Origin of the sequence: Chryseobacterium viscerum (genome assembly GCF_002899945.2) — a bacterium.
Taxonomy (GTDB): domain Bacteria; phylum Bacteroidota; class Bacteroidia; order Flavobacteriales; family Weeksellaceae; genus Chryseobacterium; species Chryseobacterium viscerum.
The window spans coordinates 462,500-479,135 of sequence record NZ_PPEG02000001.1; the positions used below are offsets into that span (position 1 = coordinate 462,500).

The 16,636-nt window shown below is 35.6% G+C and carries 18 protein-coding genes; 5 read left to right on the plus strand and 13 right to left on the minus strand.

Translation table 11 applies throughout. The features are described 5' to 3' along the window. Positions 1–70 precede the first annotated feature (70 nt). The 3 genes from C1634_RS02085 to C1634_RS02095 form a co-directional block, all read right to left on the minus strand. Positions 71–856 carry a GLPGLI family protein gene (locus C1634_RS02085; RefSeq protein ID WP_103235050.1) on the minus strand — a complete coding sequence of 262 codons (786 nt, stop codon included), beginning with the start codon at positions 854–856 and terminating at the stop codon, positions 71–73. Between the two features lie 61 nt (positions 857–917). Continuing rightward, positions 918–1,118, minus strand: coding sequence for a hypothetical protein (locus C1634_RS02090; protein WP_103235051.1), 201 nt, complete (start codon positions 1,116–1,118; stop codon positions 918–920). A 255-nt stretch (positions 1,119–1,373) separates the two neighbouring features. Next, positions 1,374–2,300 (minus strand): DUF3078 domain-containing protein, encoded by a 927-nt coding sequence (locus tag C1634_RS02095; RefSeq protein WP_109737831.1) that lies wholly within the window; start codon positions 2,298–2,300, stop codon positions 1,374–1,376. 250 nt (positions 2,301–2,550) lie between these two features. On the opposite strand from C1634_RS02095, the gene C1634_RS02100 reads away from it, so the two are divergent. From C1634_RS02100 to C1634_RS02115, 4 genes are all read left to right on the plus strand, one after another. After that, positions 2,551–3,318: a rhomboid family intramembrane serine protease gene (locus C1634_RS02100; protein WP_109737832.1), complete on the plus strand. Its 768-nt coding sequence runs from the start codon at positions 2,551–2,553 to the stop codon at positions 3,316–3,318. Between the two features lie 33 nt (positions 3,319–3,351). Continuing rightward, entirely contained in the window at positions 3,352–4,461 is a 1,110-nt protein-coding gene (dprA, locus tag C1634_RS02105; RefSeq protein WP_109737833.1) for a DNA-processing protein DprA, read from the plus strand. Between the two features lie 190 nt (positions 4,462–4,651). Beyond that, the gene (gene gdhA / locus C1634_RS02110) at positions 4,652–6,010 is read left to right on the plus strand and encodes an NADP-specific glutamate dehydrogenase (RefSeq protein WP_103234953.1); all 1,359 of its coding nucleotides are present in this window, start codon (positions 4,652–4,654) and stop codon (positions 6,008–6,010) included. 133 nt (positions 6,011–6,143) lie between these two features. Then, positions 6,144–6,512 (plus strand): iron chaperone, encoded by a 369-nt coding sequence (locus tag C1634_RS02115; RefSeq protein WP_103234954.1) that lies wholly within the window; start codon positions 6,144–6,146, stop codon positions 6,510–6,512. A gap of 44 nt (positions 6,513–6,556) precedes the next feature. Here C1634_RS02115 and C1634_RS02120 read toward each other — a convergent pair whose 3' ends face one another. From C1634_RS02120 to C1634_RS02135, 4 genes are all read right to left on the minus strand, one after another. Next, positions 6,557–6,859, minus strand: a complete 303-nt coding sequence (locus tag C1634_RS02120; protein WP_103234955.1) for a hypothetical protein — start codon at positions 6,857–6,859, stop codon at positions 6,557–6,559. Between the two features lie 111 nt (positions 6,860–6,970). Beyond that, positions 6,971–7,459 carry a YkgJ family cysteine cluster protein gene (locus C1634_RS02125; RefSeq protein ID WP_103234956.1) on the minus strand — a complete coding sequence of 163 codons (489 nt, stop codon included), beginning with the start codon at positions 7,457–7,459 and terminating at the stop codon, positions 6,971–6,973. Beyond that, complete coding sequence (locus C1634_RS02130; RefSeq protein WP_103234957.1) at positions 7,460–8,431, minus strand: ion channel; 972 nt, start codon at positions 8,429–8,431, stop codon at positions 7,460–7,462. Between the two features lie 259 nt (positions 8,432–8,690). Further along, the gene (locus C1634_RS02135; RefSeq protein WP_103234958.1) at positions 8,691–9,680 is read right to left on the minus strand and encodes a hypothetical protein; all 990 of its coding nucleotides are present in this window, start codon (positions 9,678–9,680) and stop codon (positions 8,691–8,693) included. A gap of 200 nt (positions 9,681–9,880) precedes the next feature. Between C1634_RS02135 and C1634_RS02140 the strand changes: the two genes are divergently transcribed. After that, positions 9,881–10,261, plus strand: a complete 381-nt coding sequence (locus C1634_RS02140; RefSeq protein WP_109737834.1) for a group III truncated hemoglobin — start codon at positions 9,881–9,883, stop codon at positions 10,259–10,261. 74 nt (positions 10,262–10,335) lie between these two features. On the opposite strand, the gene C1634_RS02145 is transcribed toward C1634_RS02140, so the two are convergent. From C1634_RS02145 to C1634_RS02170, 6 genes are all read right to left on the minus strand, one after another. Beyond that, positions 10,336–11,406 (minus strand): calcium:proton antiporter, encoded by a 1,071-nt coding sequence (locus tag C1634_RS02145; protein WP_103234979.1) that lies wholly within the window; start codon positions 11,404–11,406, stop codon positions 10,336–10,338. 65 nt (positions 11,407–11,471) lie between these two features. Then, positions 11,472–11,810, minus strand: coding sequence for a DUF6122 family protein (locus tag C1634_RS02150; RefSeq protein ID WP_185145110.1), 339 nt, complete (start codon positions 11,808–11,810; stop codon positions 11,472–11,474). 30 nt (positions 11,811–11,840) lie between these two features. Then, entirely contained in the window at positions 11,841–13,079 is a 1,239-nt protein-coding gene (locus C1634_RS02155) for a hypothetical protein (RefSeq protein ID WP_103234978.1), read from the minus strand. Continuing rightward, entirely contained in the window at positions 13,080–15,089 is a 2,010-nt protein-coding gene (locus tag C1634_RS02160; protein WP_103234977.1) for a hypothetical protein, read from the minus strand. Between the two features lie 17 nt (positions 15,090–15,106). Further along, complete coding sequence (locus tag C1634_RS02165; RefSeq protein WP_103234976.1) at positions 15,107–15,775, minus strand: hypothetical protein; 669 nt, start codon at positions 15,773–15,775, stop codon at positions 15,107–15,109. A 139-nt stretch (positions 15,776–15,914) separates the two neighbouring features. Beyond that, positions 15,915–16,631 (minus strand): DNA alkylation repair protein, encoded by a 717-nt coding sequence (locus tag C1634_RS02170; protein WP_109737835.1) that lies wholly within the window; start codon positions 16,629–16,631, stop codon positions 15,915–15,917. Between the last annotated feature and the right edge of the window lie 5 nt (positions 16,632–16,636).

Sequence of the window (16,636 nt, forward strand, 5' to 3'; positions counted from 1 at the left end):
AACTACAGTATTGTAAAAGCAAAAAAACACCTCATTTCTGAAGTGTTTTTCTTACTAATAACCATTAATTTTAATTGATATTTAACTCAATAGGATTGTAGTTTTTTGCTCTTTCTTGAGCCTTTTTAAGGAGAGAACGACGTTCATCAGGATCTTCAATAAATTTATTATAAAGAGTAGGATTCGTTAATTCTTTTCTTCGATAGTCAAATATATTTTCTTTTTTCACTAGTCTAGCATTGGAGTGCAAATTTGCAGAATTACAATAATATTTCCTTTTTCTGAAATTATACATTGTAAAATGATAATCATCTTTGTCATCAAACACTTCTAGAATCAATCCTGGTAATTTACTAAACTTGTATGGACCAAAAGGGAGAGGTATTTCTTTAACAAAATATGCAATCCAAATTCTACCATACTTTTTTGTTATGGCTTTTTGACATTTATACTTTCCAATTGTTTTGAATTCATTTATAAGTTGCCAATTGGTATTATTCGTTTCTTCATATTTAAAATATTCATTAGATGTTTTAAAAGTTACATAAAGTTTTCCCATTGTTGTTCCAATACTTTCAGAAAATTCGGAAGTATATTTCATTTGTTCTTCAATCGGACTGTTTTCATGAAGCTTTTTTTCAAAACGAAGTGAATCCCCAACATATTGATTCATATTTTTATAATAAGATTCTTTCTCATTCATCAAAAGTGCAAATGCTGCATCTTGAACAATAGCATTTTTCATTTGGCTTTTATAAACCAATTTATAATCAGCCTCATATACAACATTAAACCCTCCTTGAGACTTAATAATAATTATGAAGAAAAAGAAAAATAGACTGTAATAGATTTTCATTGTTTAAATACACAAGCAAAGTATAATTAATACTTTGCTTGAGGTTTTGAATTAGAATTAATTAGTGAATATAAAGAGTTATCCCTTTTGGAGTAGTACCACATTCGTTATAATTAACAAATTGTAAAAAAGTTGTTACTTGCTCCATGGTATACCCTTGCGTTTGTGTAACATTTACAACAGTCCCACAAGAAGTCCTGAAAGGAAATGCACTTGCCACACCAGCGATTAATAATGTGCCTACTAATAATGTTTTTTTCATAATTAATTTGTTTTTTTGTTATTACTATTTTAAAAATTCATTTCAAATATATTAAATAAATCATATCAGTAGAGATTTATTTTTTTTATGTTAAGTTATTGTTTATCAATTATTTATACGCAAGTAGGGATGGGTTTTATTTCTCATTATGGTATACCGAAAGGTTATTAGAAATATTTTCTAACAGTAATTCAATAATGCAAAAAAAACACCTCATTTCTGAAGTGTTTTTTCTATTGAATATGTGATTTTATATTATTTTTTTATCCACCATTGGCTGTCTTTACGATCAGATCTTTTCACTCCATTATTCAGTGTGTAAGCGAATCCAATTCCAAGGGTTTGTTTCAGCTGCGTTTTTTCTATCTGATTGTGATCGTACAACAAATCTAATGTCACATTGGATGAGATATATTTGTTTACTTTCAGGTTCAATAGTGCTCCATACGCAAGAACCAATCTGTCCGGGCGGTCAAGATAATTTGAAAAGACAGAAGCTGTATTCGTTAAGTAGATATCTTCCATTATTTTCAGTTTATATATTGCCGTTCCCAAAAAACCGAATTGTAATAAGGAAGTATCACCATCGCTTTTCAAACCATAACTTCCTGCTGTCTGAAGGTCTTTATCCAATACAAAAGTCCACCTGGCGTTGGTAGGACGTAAAGTGACCGTAAGATCATCATTAGGCCTGTACGTGATACCCATACCGACATTCACATAACCTGGCGCCATAAAATTCGATATTTTCTTTGCTTCAGGATTATTTCCGTCTTCATACCCTGCGGCAAACTGTGACTGAAGCCCGGCCCCTCCAGAGAAATACCAACTTTTTGAAAACTTCCGCCCATAATTGGTAGAAACATTGATAACATCCTGGGTTTTTCTTATTCCCAATCCCTTCGTATCATTCTGCCCGTAGCCCAGTATAATAATATTCTCCCAAAGATCATTATCCTTTTCATAGGTCAGATTGTAATTGACTCCGGCAAGCCATCCCACGTTGTTGGCTCCCCCTCCTACCCAATTTGAAAAGGCAGCCTGGTTGATCATTAATGTATTTTTTCCTACAACCGACCAGTATTTTACTGTGTCTACCACTACGGAATCTTTTTTCAATTCTTCTTGTGCACTTGCATAAATTCCCATAAAAATGGAAAGAATCAATAAAAACTTCTTCATTACTCTAAATAATTTTCAGTACAAAAATATTAATATATTTTTTTTTAAAGGTAAATTCTGCTTTAAAGAATCCAATTTCCTTACAGTTGAATTACTTCTCAATCCTATATTTCTATAAAATCAATGCCAAAATAATAAGTTTGAAAAATAAATTTGATACCTTTTGTCTTAAAATCAGTTTGATAGATCCATATTCATCGACAAATTTTCCGAAATTTATCATTGGCTTTTGATTTGACGTAGAATCCTCATGTTTAAAAATGTAATTTCCAAAAGAGCGGTTATATACCCATTGCTGATGTTATCTGCAATGTGGTTAGGGTATTTTTTACAAATGCAGGGCTTTTTTCAAAGCTGTTTTGGAGCCATCATTCCGCTTTTACCAGAAGGATTGCTGGGTATAGTTACCTCTCCCCTTTTACACGGAAATATCGATCATATTATAGGAAATTCAATCCCGATAGCGGCATTGATGTTTCTGCTCTATCAGTTTTATCCTTTAGTCGCGAACAAGGTTTTCATTATCGGCTGGCTGGCAACAGGACTTTTGGTATGGCTACTTCCTCCTATTGACATTCTCACCGGCGAATATATGTACACCTGTACCATCGGAGCCAGTGGTGTGGTATATGTTCTTGCATTTTTCCTCTTTTTCAGCGGTGTATTCAAATGGAACACAAAACTTCTGACCATTTCAATGCTTGTGGTACTGTATTATGGAAGTTTAATCTGGGGAATGTTGCCAGAAGAGCTATTTTATAACATGCAGGAGCCGAGTAAAATCTCATGGCAGGCCCATCTTTCCGGAGCTGTAGTAGGAAGTATTATTGCATTTTCCTTTAGAAATGTGGGCGAAAAGAAGAAAAAATTTATTTGGGAATTTCCTAATTATTATAACGAAAAGGATGATAAACTGTGGCAGGAATACAAGGAAAATCACCCGGAAGATTTCATGGAGCTTCCTTACAAGAAAAGAGATGATATCTGGGATCATTTGGAGGAATTAAGAAAAAGATAAAGCTTATTTCACTACATTTGAAAAAACACATACATGATCTCCGAAGAATATTTTTACGCCATCGCACTCCGCGAATGCAGCCAGATTGGCGACATCCATTTTAACAGACTGGTGCGTACTTTCGGAAGTGCTCAGGAAACATGGAAAAGAGCAAAGAAAGAGTATAAACAACTGGAAGGAATAGGACAAAAAACGGTTTCGGATATTGGCAGCAAGGATCATTTGAAATTCGCAGAAGAAGAATTAAAATTTTGCGAAAAGCATAATATCCAAATCAAGCTAAGACACCTTAATGAAACTCCGTCTCTCCTTAATGAATGTACGGATGCTCCAGCTATACTTTACCAAAAAGGAAGCCTTGATGATACTCTTTCCACAATAAGCATAGTAGGGTCCAGAAATATGACAGCCTATGGTCAACAGTTTATTGGGGACTTTTTTGAGGCTACGCAGTCTTCAAAATACATATCGGTAAGCGGCTTGGCATTAGGAGTGGACAAAGAGGTTCATGAGCAGTCTATTCATCACCAAAAACCTACCGTAGCAGTCCTTGCCCATGGTTTTCAATATTTATATCCGGCAAAAAACAGAAAGCTTTCAGAGAAAATTCTTCAGGAAGGAGGAGCATTAGTAACAGAGTTCAGTTCTTCCAGAAAACCAGACCGCGAAAACTTCATCCAGAGAAACAGAATTGTGGCAGGAATATCACCATCCACTATTGTCGTGGAAACCGGTTTTGGCGGTGGTTCTGTAAGTACAGCAGCTTTTGCCAATGACTACAATCGGGATGTTTTTGCCCTACCGGGAAAAATCACAGACCTCTGCAGCCAGGGGTGTAATCAATTGATTTTCCATAACAAAGCGACAGCCATTTCTACCATAAAAGATCTTATCGGCTTACTCGGATTTAATGGTCCTAAAGAAAAAATTGAAGAGTTATTTCCTTACAGCGAGACCACAATACAATTATCTGATAATCAATATTTAATATATCAATCCATAAGAGAACATCCTCAGATTTCTCTGGACGATTTGTCACAGAAAATGGATGTCTCTCCTCACAAAATCTTACCAATAATTTTAGAATTGGAACTTTTAGGGAAAGTAAAATCATTTTCCGGGAGGCAATTTGTGGCAATTTAAGAATTAATGATTTCTTAATATTGCATTATTTCATACATAACATTTCATTTTTAATAAAATTTAAACACAAATTATCAATTTAATAATATTATGGAACATTATTATTTAATTTTTAACAATCTTAAAATATAGTGTTGTGAATCTTGAAAAAAAAATTAAATTTGTTGACAATAATATTCAACCTTAATATATGGAACAATATAATATTGACCAGAAAATCCAAGAGTTTATTGCAAAAATTGAAGCAAAAAATCCTAACGAACCAGAGTTCTTACAGGCCGTAAAAGAAGTTGCCGTAACTGTAATTCCGTTCATTGCTACTAAAAAAGAATATACCGGAATGAAGCTGCTTGAAAGAATGGCTGAAGCTGAAAGAATTATTATTTTCAGAGTTCCATGGGTTGATGACAAAGGAGAAATTCAGGTTAACAGAGGTTTCAGAATTCAGATGAACTCTGCAATTGGTCCATACAAAGGAGGAATTCGTTTCCACCCTACTGTAAACTTATCGGTTCTTAAGTTCTTAGCTTTCGAACAAGTATTCAAAAACTCTCTGACAACTCTTCCAATGGGAGGTGGTAAAGGAGGTTCAGATTTTGATCCACAAGGAAAATCTGATATGGAAGTAATGCGTTTCTGCCAGGCTTTCATGACAGAACTATGTAAGCACATCGGTCCTGAAACAGATGTACCTGCAGGAGATATCGGTGTTGGAGCAAGAGAAATCGGATATTTATTCGGACAGTACAAGAAAATCAGAAACGAATTTACTGGAGTTCTTACAGGAAAAGGTCTTGCTTACGGAGGTTCATTAATCCGTCCTGAAGCTACAGGATACGGTGTTGTATACTTCGCTGAGCAGATGCTTAAAACTATCGGACAAAATTTCCAAGGGAAAATAGTAACTGTATCAGGTTTCGGAAACGTAGCTTGGGGAGTTATCAAAAAAGCAACTGAACTAGGGGCTAAAGTAGTAACGGTTTCTGGTCCTGACGGATATATCTACGATAAAGATGGTATCAGCGGAGAAAAGATTGATTATTTATTAGAGCTTAGATCTTCAGGAAATAACAGAGCTGAAGATTATGCTAAAAAATATCCATCTGCTGAGTTCCACGCTGGAAAACGTCCTTGGGATGTGAAGTGTGATGTTGCGTTCCCTTCTGCAACTCAAAACGAATTAGATTTAGATGATGCAAGAAAACTAGTTGAAAACGGATGTGTTTGTGTAACTGAAGCGGCCAATATGCCTTCTACACTGGATGCCATCAACTATTTCTTAGACAATAAAGTATTATTCTCTCCTGGTAAGGCTTCCAATGCTGGAGGTGTTGCTACATCAGGATTAGAAATGACTCAGAACTCTATCCGTCTTAACTGGACTTCTGAAGAAGTTGACGCAAGATTAAAGGAAATCATGATCGGTATCCACAAAGCTTGTAGAGACTACGGAAAAGACGAAGACGGTTATGTAAACTACGTAAAGGGTGCAAATATTGCCGGCTTCGTAAAGGTAGCAGAAGCAATGTTGGCTCAAGGAGTTGTGTAACAGAAAAAAATAAAGGTTGGGAAAAATTCCCGACCTTTTTTGATAAAGCCTGTTCCCGGGATAATGGGAAAAAAGTAAAAAGTGAAAGGAGAAAGCGCTGCTATATGCAGCGCTTTTTTTTTATTTTTATGTCATGAAAAACACTTTTAAAAATATTGATGAATACATTCTTCTGTTCCCCATAGAAGTACAGGGAAAACTGCTTGAGCTGAGACAAGCCATTCACTCACAGGTTCCGGATCTGGAAGAGTATATCGGATACCAGATGCCTGCTTTCAGGTATAAAGGAAAACCTTTAGTTTACTTTGCGGGGTATAAAAAGCATATTGGGTTCTATCCGGGGGCTGAGGGCATCAGTAATTTTGAGAAAGATTTTGAGGAAAGGAATTATAAATTTTCAAAAGGAGCTGTACAGTTTCCGATTACCGAAGATCTTCCGCTGGATTTGATTCATGCAATTGTTCAGTTCAAAGTAAAAGAAACAGAACAGAAAAAATCCTGAAATACAAGATTTCAGGATTCCGACTAGTGTTTGCTAACGTGCTTTTACTTCTTCTTCTTTTTGTCTTTCTTTCCTTCTTTAGGAGCATCTGCAGGCTTAGTTGCATCCGTAGGGGTTGTACTTACCGATGGATCAACTGCGGGAGAAGTCTCCATTGTAGTAGCAGGTGTTTTTTCCTGTTGATTCTTTGGATCCGAAGGACTTGTAGTCTGTGTATTCGGTTGTTGAGTTTGAGTTGTCGTTGGTTTATTAGTGGAGGTATCAGCTGGCTTTTGTGGTGTAGATTGTGCTGATACTGCGATTACTCCGACTAATGTAAACGCTGCCGTTAAAAATAACTTTTTCATAATGTAATATTTAAATGATTGTTTAACTTAAACGAGGCATCATTTATAAAATTATGTGTAAAAAGCTTATTTAACGTACTTTATAATTATTTAAGAGGATTTCACAAAAAATTATTTTGCTATATTTTTCATCATTTTTTCTACAAATTCAAATGCTGCGGGGCAGATTACCGTATTTTTCAGCATCAGATTATTAATCTGATAAATCTTCTTACGGTCTGTATGAGGGTATTCCCGGCAGGCTTTAGGTCTCACTTCATAGATAGAGCAGGTATTATCAGTGTTCAGGAAAAAGCAGGGAAGATTCTGTAATACTTTGTCATTATCTTCATCTACCCTTAGAAACTTGGCTTCAAAGTCTGCAGACTTCATGCGGAGATGCTTGGCAATACGTTCAACGTCCTTTTCAGTATACAACGGACCGGTTGTTTTGCAGCAATTGGCACATTGTAAACAGTCTATTTCATCAAAAACTTCCTCATGGGTTTCCTGTACAATATAATCAAGGTTTTTGGGCGGTTTTTTCTTTAATCCGTCCAGAAACTTCTTGTGCTCTTTCTGTTTTTGTATTGCTTGTTTTTTATAAAAATCTAAATTCATTTATTCTTTATTTCTCACGGCATCCGGAAGTTCTTCTTTCTTGTATTCATTGATTTTATCCAGATCCAAAACAGTCGTGATATTTTCTCTGCTTGGATAATACATCGGGATAAATCTGGCTCCATAAATAATCTCACCTGTAGTGTACGAAGACCTTTGAACCACCGTATTTGAGAACACTTCATCAAACGCCCGTACCTGTACAATAAGCTCAATATCCGTATTTTTAAAATCGTCTTCAGAAAAGCCATAAAATGGAGAATTTTCGTCAATTTTATGCACAACGGTCCAGTTGAGTGCCAGGGTATTAATCTTATTTAATTGAGTTTCTAGTCTGTAAAAATTACTTTTAGCAGTCCCATTTTCTATTACTTCAATAGCCGCCGACAAAATCACATCAGCATCTGTCAATGCATTATTTTTATAAGGAGCAAGCCTGAACATTAATGCTGAAGATTCCTGAAAAGGAGCAATAACAGCTATATCAGAAAATCTCAGGTATGCTCTCGGTCTTGAAAAACGTCCGTAAAAAAGTCCTGTTGCAATGGCAAAGGTAAGCAATCCCAGAAAAGCTTCAAAAGTAGCCACAAGACTGGCTAAAAAACCTACAGGAGCTATTCTTCCATATCCAACTGTTGTAAAGGTCTGGGAGCTGAAGAAAAAGACATCAATAAATTCATTCAACGGATCACTTTTATCAATTCCGGTAAGATGCTCCACCCCGATCAGGTAGTAGATCATGGCAAAAATAATGTTGATCACAATGTAAGCAATGACCAGATAGGAAATAAAACGAAATGAAGAGAGATTCAGCATGGTATGATACCAGCTGAGCCTGTTGAAAACATTCACTCCTCTTCTCTGAACATTCGGAAGGCCGTCTTTATTGATAAATCTTCCGGATGCATTGGTTCCAAAACCACTGTTTTCCGCATTTTTCTGGCGGATTTTTTTTCTGAATCCTCCTGTCATTTTTTAATCATTTTGACTCTGTTATATAATGATTTTTCTCTGCAAACAAGCCGATTGATGATCAGCTCTCCCCTTCTGTTTTATACTATTTAAAAAAGCAAAGTTATGTTTTTTAGTCATCATTTCTTTAACATTCATCATTCAGATGACAGATTATTTTCCCACAGACCTTTATGAGGTTTTTACTTAAAATAACCTATACAAAAACAGCAGAAATCTCTGGATTCCTACTGTTTATGCAATATTGATTATAGTGACTTTATATCGTTTGTGCAGGCGATTCTATGACAGTAACACTTACATTGCTGACAGATTTTACAGTCCCCGACTCTCCGTGTATATCAGAAAGAAAATTAGGAAAGTCTTCAATAGGAAAAGCCCAATAATAATGGCCGTTGACCGGAGAAGAAAAGTTGGCTTGCAATTTTCCATTCAATTTCATGGGTACAAAGTATTCTACAGAAGATCCTTTTAATTTCGTCAGGATAGAGATGGTCTTTTTAGAGTGCGCCGGAACAATAGTCTTATAAGTACTGGTTTCAGTAATCTCTTCAGAATTTTCCGTACCTTCCGTTGTATCTCCTCCTACAACAACTTTAGTGCTTGCTGAAGCTTTTGCAACCAACGGAATATCAACAGATACGGATGCCGCCACTTCAAATGATCCTGAAACAGTACGTTTCCACGAGGTAGAATATCCCTTTTTGTAAGAATAGGATACTGTAATTTCGCTTTCACGGTCTCCATTATTAATAGCTTCCGTAGTATAAGCATTATCCGGCAAATCTATTCCGTCTGTTTTTATCGTTACCTCAGGAGTTCCCAAAACAATGGAAACATTAGGATTAGGAGCTGTATTCCGGGTATCTCCATCTACAGAAAGATCGGGATTAAAGATAATTCCATCCGGGATCTGGCCATTGTATGCAAAAACATTTTTTAACCTCGTTCTTTCTCCGGAATAATTGATATCATATCCCATGTCTTTCAAATGGTTAGGCTTGAAAGGAATTTCATGCTCTTCATTGTCCAACCTGTTTACAACCAGACTATTATTATCCAGCAATTTAAACTCATCTCCAATTTTCCAGCCTTTCTGCAGCATCTCAGCCTCTGTCAGCTGTACTTTCTTTACTTCAGCAGAATTTACCTTTGCTGAATCATCATTAATTGCACTCACTTCATCTCTTGAACATGACACCGAAAACATCAATAAGAGAAACCAAAAAGAATTGATTTTTTTAATCATTTTAATAATTTTTTAGTGTTTAATAATTAAATTTACAAAAAATGAACTTTTTTAAGCCACTTTTTTGCGAATTAATCAAATTTTAATGTTTCCCAATTTTCCATCTGATTATCCTATATTTTGCTCTAAAATGCTGTTTATATGAAATTTATCAATTTTGAGACTGGATTTTTTTATATGATTTATACTAACTTTGAATTATGAAAAAGCTTGAATCACGAGAAGATATTGAAGACCTAGTCAATGCATTTTACAATAAAGTCGTTAAAGATGAAACCATAGGTTTTTTCTTTAATGATGTTGCTAAAGTAGATTGGGACCAACATCTTCCTAAAATGTATTCTTTTTGGGAGTCTATCCTTTTTGGGCAGATGACCTATAAAGGCAACCCGATGGGGGTACATTTCCCCATCAATGAGATACAAGCTATGGAGCAGAAACATTTTGATAGATGGCTTGAGCTTTGGCGAACGACGATTGAAGAAAACTTCGTCGGAGAAAATGCCGATATGGCGATTTACAAATCCGAAAACATAGCAAAACTAATGGCTTTCAAGATGGAATTGGCAAGAAGACTTTAGCGAGTTCCGGGATTCTAAATTTAGAGGATTTATTTTGTAAATAAGTGCAAATGCGATTGTATCATTACATCTTTCTAAGGAACGATTACCGTAAAGATATAGGCTGCCAGATTCACTAATAGAACCGTTCCGTAAAGGATATTGGTCTTTCCGCGGCTCAATGAAAGCATTACAATAAAGACTGATAAAGAAAGAAGGATAATGTCTTTTTTGTCTAAGCCCAGTACCAGTGGAATATCATACATAATACACACTACAGAAACAGCAGGAATACTCAATCCGATACTTGCCAGAGCTGAACCTAATGCCAGATTTAAACTAGACTGGATCTGATTGGCTCTTGCGGCACGAATCGCAGCTACCCCTTCAGGAAGCAGAACTACGGCGGCAATAATTACCCCAACCAAAGATTTAGGAGCTCCTACACTTTGTACCATCCCTTCAATAGTATCGGAAAGTCCTTTTGCCATTAATACGACAATAATCAGACAAACGACCAAGAAGGCAAAACTGATCAGAGTTTTTGTCAGTGACGGGATATAATGTTCTTCAGGATGTTCATCAGGAATGATAAAATAGCTTCTGTGGCGCACCGTTTGTACCATCAGGAAAATTCCGTAGATCACCAGACAGGCAATGGATATAAAAATAAGCTGTGCTTCGTTATAGAAAGGACCGTTTACACTTGACGTAAAATTGGGAAGAACAAGGGTAAGCACCAGGATGGAAACAATACTTACCAGATAAGTAGTTGCAGAGGTTCTTGCGAAGAACTGCTCATGATATTTAACACCGCCTACAAGAATACATATTCCCAGAATTCCGTTTAGAATAAGCATGACAGCGGCAAAGACTGTATCTCTGGCCAGCGTGATCGCCTGATCTCCGCCGGCAACCATGAGCGAGATGATAAGCGCGACTTCAATAATGGTGATACAAAGAGCCAGAATAATGGTTCCGAAAGGTTCTCCTACTTTATGAGCCACTACTTCGGCATGATGTACTGCCGATAAAACACTCCCGATCAATAAAATACCGGCAATGATATCATAAAGAACTCCTCCGCCCATCAATCCGGAAAAGTAGTAACCTACCGCAAGGACAGGGAAAATATAAGTATAATGTAAGAATTCTTTAGGTCTCATAAGTGACTACAAAATACAAAAAATCTATGAAATTTTAAATATCAAAAGAAAATATTAATAATATTTTAATGAGGCCAGAAGGTAAAGTCCTGAAAATCTGTCAACATATGAAACAGAAGCCCGATTCCTATAATTCTGATATTTCCTTTAAAAAACAACATCAAAAAATACACCGCAATGGCATAATATGAATGTAAAAAATGAAAACCGATGCTTCCTCTTGAAGGATCAAAAATAGGATTGGCAAAAAGGTGATCCAAATCTACCAGCATTGTCGCCAATAGGATAAGATATACTTTCTTCCAGTTTTTAGGATAAAAAACCAGTGCAATAAAGACTGGAAATACAAAATGTAAAAAATAATGTGTGCATGTTTTGAGCAATGCAATGTCTGATGGAGCCATTAATAGGTATTTATTTTTCGGTTTCTATGCTTACCACCGTAAAATTAAGGGTAATTCTCCTTTCCTGGCTTTTATTTTTACCCAATAATCCTTCGACTTATTCCCATACAGCACATAATCTATGTCGGAAATGATCTTTTTTTCAGTATTATTCAGCGTTTTCAAAGAAGAATACAGCAGAGCATTGTTTCTGATGAAAATATAGTTTTCGTTGAATTGAGCCGATAACATCACGGGGTTTCTGGTCGATTTTATGGCAACTCCACTATTATTTTGGCTGATTTCATTGGGTTGGAAGGGAATTGCAGTGAATTGATTTTCTGTATTAATCCACTTTTTAGACTGAAAGTATTCCCATGTCTGTGCAGGGTTTCTAGATTGGATATCGATGATATAATTAGGCTGTGTTATCTTTTGAAAGGTCTTCTTTTCAACTTCATTGAAATTATCATCATATTCATAACTGATAATGGTGTCATTAACACGTTCAAGATCTACCGTTGCTTGAATGTAAGATGCCTGTGAGGAATCCGCAATGCTTTTATTGAAAAACCGCGTGAAGTTCCTGATGTTTTCTTTATCTAATTCCAATGTCAGGAAGTGGCTTTCCTTTTGAAGTTTAGAAGCCATGAAATTAAAGATTTCCTGATTTGCATTATTTTTTATTTCAATCTCATCATCATGTAATTCAATCGAAAAGTTTTGAATATTCTGTCCTGAAATGAAAGAAAGGCTCCCCAATGTATTATCAATAAGCTGATCTGCATTCCAAACACGATGTGAAGAAGTTTGCAGAAGTTTTTTTTGAATGGATTCAAAAGCGTGGTCAGAAGTTCCTGCAATACAATGCCCTCCATTTAGCATAATGAAAATCTGGTCCTTCTGAAAACAGTTGTTCCCTTTATCTGTAAATTTTTGCTTCTTTAAAAAAGCAATGAATTTCTGTGGATCTTTAAGCTCTATTAGAGTGTACCATTCTGAAAACTTACTGTCTTTTATATGGAAGATCTGTAAAAAATCCGGGATTCTGATTCCTGCATCTTTCAATGACCCGGAGCTTTTACCCTTTGTTTTGCTTCCGGACCAATGTGAAGGATGGGTTATCCAACTGAAAAGATATTGCCCCGTTACTTTCTTGATATCAATTAAAACAACCGCATCTGCATTCTCAGGAATATATCTGAGGTTCTTATCTTTATGAAAAACCACAAAATATACTGCAACTGCGAGCAATAAAAGTAACGGGACAATAATTTTCTTTTTCTTCATTTATAAAATTTGTGGCTTCTCTTCTTTTTCTTTTGTTTTAAAAACCTGCTCGAATACATCAAAGAAATACATCAGGCTGTTTTCAGAAGAATCTTTAATATTATAATTCATTTCAGTCTGGATACTTTCTCCTTTTACTTCAGTTTTATAATATAATTCGCCTACATTTTTTCTGATTGCCTCTAATGTTTTTCTTTCTTTAGGACTTTTGAACTCTTTATCTAAGCCTGTTAAAAGTTTCTGAATATCCAATCTTCCGGATAAAGGATACTTCGCAGAATCTTTCGCCCATTTTCTGGAAATATCAGACTGGCTGACAGGCAACATATTATCAGCAGAACTCATCAGATACACCACACCGTCTTTTACGGTAAAGAATAGTTGATCAATATATCCTCCGTTTTTCTCTTCTTTAAATGTATAGACGTTTCCTTTTTTAGAGAATCTTTTAGCCAGTTTTTTATTGGTAGCAAGCACATCAAAAATACGGTTCCAATATCCTTCGTTCTCCGTTGCAAAAGCAAAAGTGAAGTTAGGGACAGCAATATCTTTGGTTTTCTTTACTTCTTTTTCATTGAAATCAGCATCGTATTCGTAATCGGTGTATTCTACTTTTTTGGATTTCAGCTCGTTTAAAACAAAGATTCCGTTTCCTGGTGCTATTTTGGTAATGGCTTCTTCATCCAAAACGATTTTCATGGTTTCCATGATCAGTTCCATTTCTTTTTTGTACTCATTTTCTCCGGAGTTCTGAAGAAGGCTGTACATCATGTCAAAACATTTCGCTCCATTGACGTTCATTGCATAATAGCCAACGCTTTTTTCATTGATCAGTTCCAGCAATTTTTTGTTTTTCTTGCCTTTATAAATAGCTGAGATATTCTTTTGAATATCAGCATTTTTGTGCTGATAATTGTTAACCAGCCTTACTTTATCTTTATCAAAATACAGATTATACGCATAGTTAGAGTTGTACATATTTTTGAAGAACTGTCCATAACTGTAGAACTTCGCCATCTTGCCATAAATTCCTTCATTTACAATTCTTCCGTAGTCTGTGTAGACAAAAACATCGGAATTGCCATCTCTGAAAGCCAGCATTTCTTTAGGAACTTCTATTTCTAAATTTGAACTGAAGTATTGGTCAAAACGATCTTCTGCGTTCTTTTTAACGATCTTGAAGTTTTCTCTGTGGATAGAATCCTGCTCTTTCTGGAAGGCTTTCCCATCATCTTCATATCCTTCATCAGGCATATTTTCATCCTCATGTTGCTCTGCATTTTCCTTTTCCTGTGGATATTTGTGATGCTTCTGCAGGTATTTGATATCTTTCTGGATTCTTGCGATCTCGTTGTTATTATCTTTAATGCTTTCTTTCAGATATTTAACATCTTCCTTCAGGCTTTTAATTTCTTCTTTATAATCAAAAGGTTTTTCCGGCTCATCGGTATAAGCGGTATCTCCTGCCTCTGCATAAACGGTATCAACAGCTACGACAGCACTATCTATAACAGGTTCCGTTGCCCAAAGATCTTTGTAGGGTTTGGTATAGCTTATCATACTAAGCACTGCACGGCTGCCGTTCCAGGCTACAAAAACATCATCATTGATATCAACGTAGGAATAGTTGGGCTTCTTAGAAACTTCCTGTCCTTTTTTCTTCACAGAATTAACGAATTCCTGAAATTTCTCTTTATTATCAATGATAAAATGGGTATTGTAGGTCTTAATGGAGTCATTAAAACTTGCATAATGGTATTGAACAGCATCGTATTTGATTCCTGTTTTGGAATAATCTGTCCATGAAAGGGTTTCTTTGCTCTTTTTGCTAAGTTCATGCAGCAAAGGATTCAGTTTATTCCAATTGATTTTATTGTTAAGCTGTTTTCCGTTGACTTCCATATAAAATACGGCATCAGACGGGATTTTCATACTATTTTGGGCAAAAACCAGTGTAAACCCAAAGAGTACAAAAATAATTTTTTGTGTTTTTAATAAGATAGATTTCATGACGATAGTTTAGAAATTTATTGAAAAAGAATTGTGTTTTGTATTTGTTTTTTCTGAAGGATCAGATCCAGGATATCAGCCTCCAGTTTGAGTGCTTTTTTGTTGGGAGAAAGTACATACGTGTTATTCGTTTGTGATTTCACTGTACTTTCGAACTGCATAATGGAAGTATATTTTGCATCGTTAAAAACCTCCTTATCTGCCTTGCTCATCTTGTCGTAGTCTGCTTTGAAGGTATTGACTTTATTCCTTGTCAACATCTTTTTTTCAAGATTCTGGCTGTACACTTGTGTTGGAACCATTTTTCCCAATATATTCTGAACTTTCAGTTTTTCCAGGCCGGCATTGATATTTTCAATCTTTTTGAAATTACAGCTCAGCTTAATGATATAATTATCAAAATCCATGGATGTTTTCACATTGCTGATTCCGGGAGTCCCTTTGAAAATTTTTGCAGCTTCATTGATCTTATTCTCAATTTCAGCCTTTTTCGGAACCTTTTTGCCGTTGATGGTTTCCATTTTGGAGATGGATGCCAGCCTTGTTTTGCTTTTACTGGCGTTAAGAATAATAGTATATTCCCCTGTTCCGTCGGCCTTTACATTCACTTTATCAAGGATATCGAAACAGCTTGTAAGGAATAGCAAAGGAAAAAATAGAAGAAATAATCTGAGAAAATTTTTCATGATTGGTTTTAAAGCCACAAAATTACTCAATTTTGGCCTTAAATCCTTATCATCTTTGATTTTTCGAGCATAAATAGCTGTTTTCCGGTACTTTTTCAAGACAGGAAACTACACACAGCTCTTTTAGCTTTATTCTTTTTTAAATACGTCCTTTCAAATAGTCCTGACGAAGATCTTCGTCCAGCTTTTCAATTGCGTACCGAAGGCAGGTTCTGGGCATTTCTTTGTAATACTGATTCAGATAGCTGATCAGTACTCCTTCATTTTTATTTCCCATTTCCCTTAATAACCAACCATTGGCTTTATGCATCAGATCATGAGGATGTTTCAGATTTCTGGTTACGAATTCCTTAGTAAGATCAAACGACCCTTTTTTTATGTAATGCATTGTCCCCACAACGGCTATTCTCTTATGCCACATTTCTTCAGATTCCGAAAGTTCTCTGAGAAGGTTTTCTTTCTGGTTTTCAAAAGTATACCTGCCCAAAATTTTATAGCAGGTGGAGTCTACCAGATCCCAGTTGTTGACATAAGGAAGATGATTAAGATAGAAAGCGACCACTTCTTCTTTTACAGCTTTATCTTTTGTTTTTTCAAACTTTGAAATCAGCATAAAAAGAGCCGTCAGCCTATGTTCATGGTATTTTGAAGAAAGTAAAGTACTGAGTTCTTTTAAATTGATTTTCGAATAATATTCTTTGGCTACAGAGCGCTGATCCGGAACTTTTACGCCCAGAAACAGATCTCCTTCTCCATATTCTCCTTTTCCGGTTTTAAAAAATCTTGGAAAGAATTCTGCCTTTTCAGGAATGGATAGAACAGCTAATGCTTCCTGTATTTCTTTGACAATACTCATATTTC

What these genes read in the sequence shown, in the direction of transcription:
- C1634_RS02145 (WP_103234979.1), bottom strand. Translation starts at nt 11,406, where the DNA reads ATGAGACCTAAAGAATTCTTACATTATACTTATATTTTCCCTGTCCTT.
- C1634_RS02170 (WP_109737835.1), bottom strand. Translation starts at nt 16,631, where the DNA reads ATGAGTATTGTCAAAGAAATACAGGAAGCATTAGCTGTTCTATCCATT.
- C1634_RS02100 (WP_109737832.1), top strand. Translation starts at nt 2,551, where the DNA reads ATGTTTAAAAATGTAATTTCCAAAAGAGCGGTTATATACCCATTGCTG.
- C1634_RS02165 (WP_103234976.1), bottom strand. Translation starts at nt 15,775, where the DNA reads ATGAAAAATTTTCTCAGATTATTTCTTCTATTTTTTCCTTTGCTATTC.
- C1634_RS02135 (WP_103234958.1), bottom strand. Translation starts at nt 9,680, where the DNA reads ATGATTAAAAAAATCAATTCTTTTTGGTTTCTCTTATTGATGTTTTCG.
- C1634_RS02125 (WP_103234956.1), bottom strand. Translation starts at nt 7,459, where the DNA reads ATGAATTTAGATTTTTATAAAAAACAAGCAATACAAAAACAGAAAGAG.
- C1634_RS02130 (WP_103234957.1), bottom strand. Translation starts at nt 8,431, where the DNA reads ATGACAGGAGGATTCAGAAAAAAAATCCGCCAGAAAAATGCGGAAAAC.
- dprA (WP_109737833.1), top strand. Translation starts at nt 3,352, where the DNA reads ATGATCTCCGAAGAATATTTTTACGCCATCGCACTCCGCGAATGCAGC.
- C1634_RS02140 (WP_109737834.1), top strand. Translation starts at nt 9,881, where the DNA reads ATGAAAAAGCTTGAATCACGAGAAGATATTGAAGACCTAGTCAATGCA.
- C1634_RS02160 (WP_103234977.1), bottom strand. Translation starts at nt 15,089, where the DNA reads ATGAAATCTATCTTATTAAAAACACAAAAAATTATTTTTGTACTCTTT.
- C1634_RS02115 (WP_103234954.1), top strand. Translation starts at nt 6,144, where the DNA reads ATGAAAAACACTTTTAAAAATATTGATGAATACATTCTTCTGTTCCCC.
- gdhA (WP_103234953.1), top strand. Translation starts at nt 4,652, where the DNA reads ATGGAACAATATAATATTGACCAGAAAATCCAAGAGTTTATTGCAAAA.
- C1634_RS02120 (WP_103234955.1), bottom strand. Translation starts at nt 6,859, where the DNA reads ATGAAAAAGTTATTTTTAACGGCAGCGTTTACATTAGTCGGAGTAATC.
- C1634_RS02085 (WP_103235050.1), bottom strand. Translation starts at nt 856, where the DNA reads ATGAAAATCTATTACAGTCTATTTTTCTTTTTCTTCATAATTATTATT.
- C1634_RS02155 (WP_103234978.1), bottom strand. Translation starts at nt 13,079, where the DNA reads ATGAAGAAAAAGAAAATTATTGTCCCGTTACTTTTATTGCTCGCAGTT.
- C1634_RS02095 (WP_109737831.1), bottom strand. Translation starts at nt 2,300, where the DNA reads ATGAAGAAGTTTTTATTGATTCTTTCCATTTTTATGGGAATTTATGCA.
- C1634_RS02090 (WP_103235051.1), bottom strand. Translation starts at nt 1,118, where the DNA reads ATGAAAAAAACATTATTAGTAGGCACATTATTAATCGCTGGTGTGGCA.
- C1634_RS02150 (WP_185145110.1), bottom strand. Translation starts at nt 11,810, where the DNA reads ATGGCTCCATCAGACATTGCATTGCTCAAAACATGCACACATTATTTT.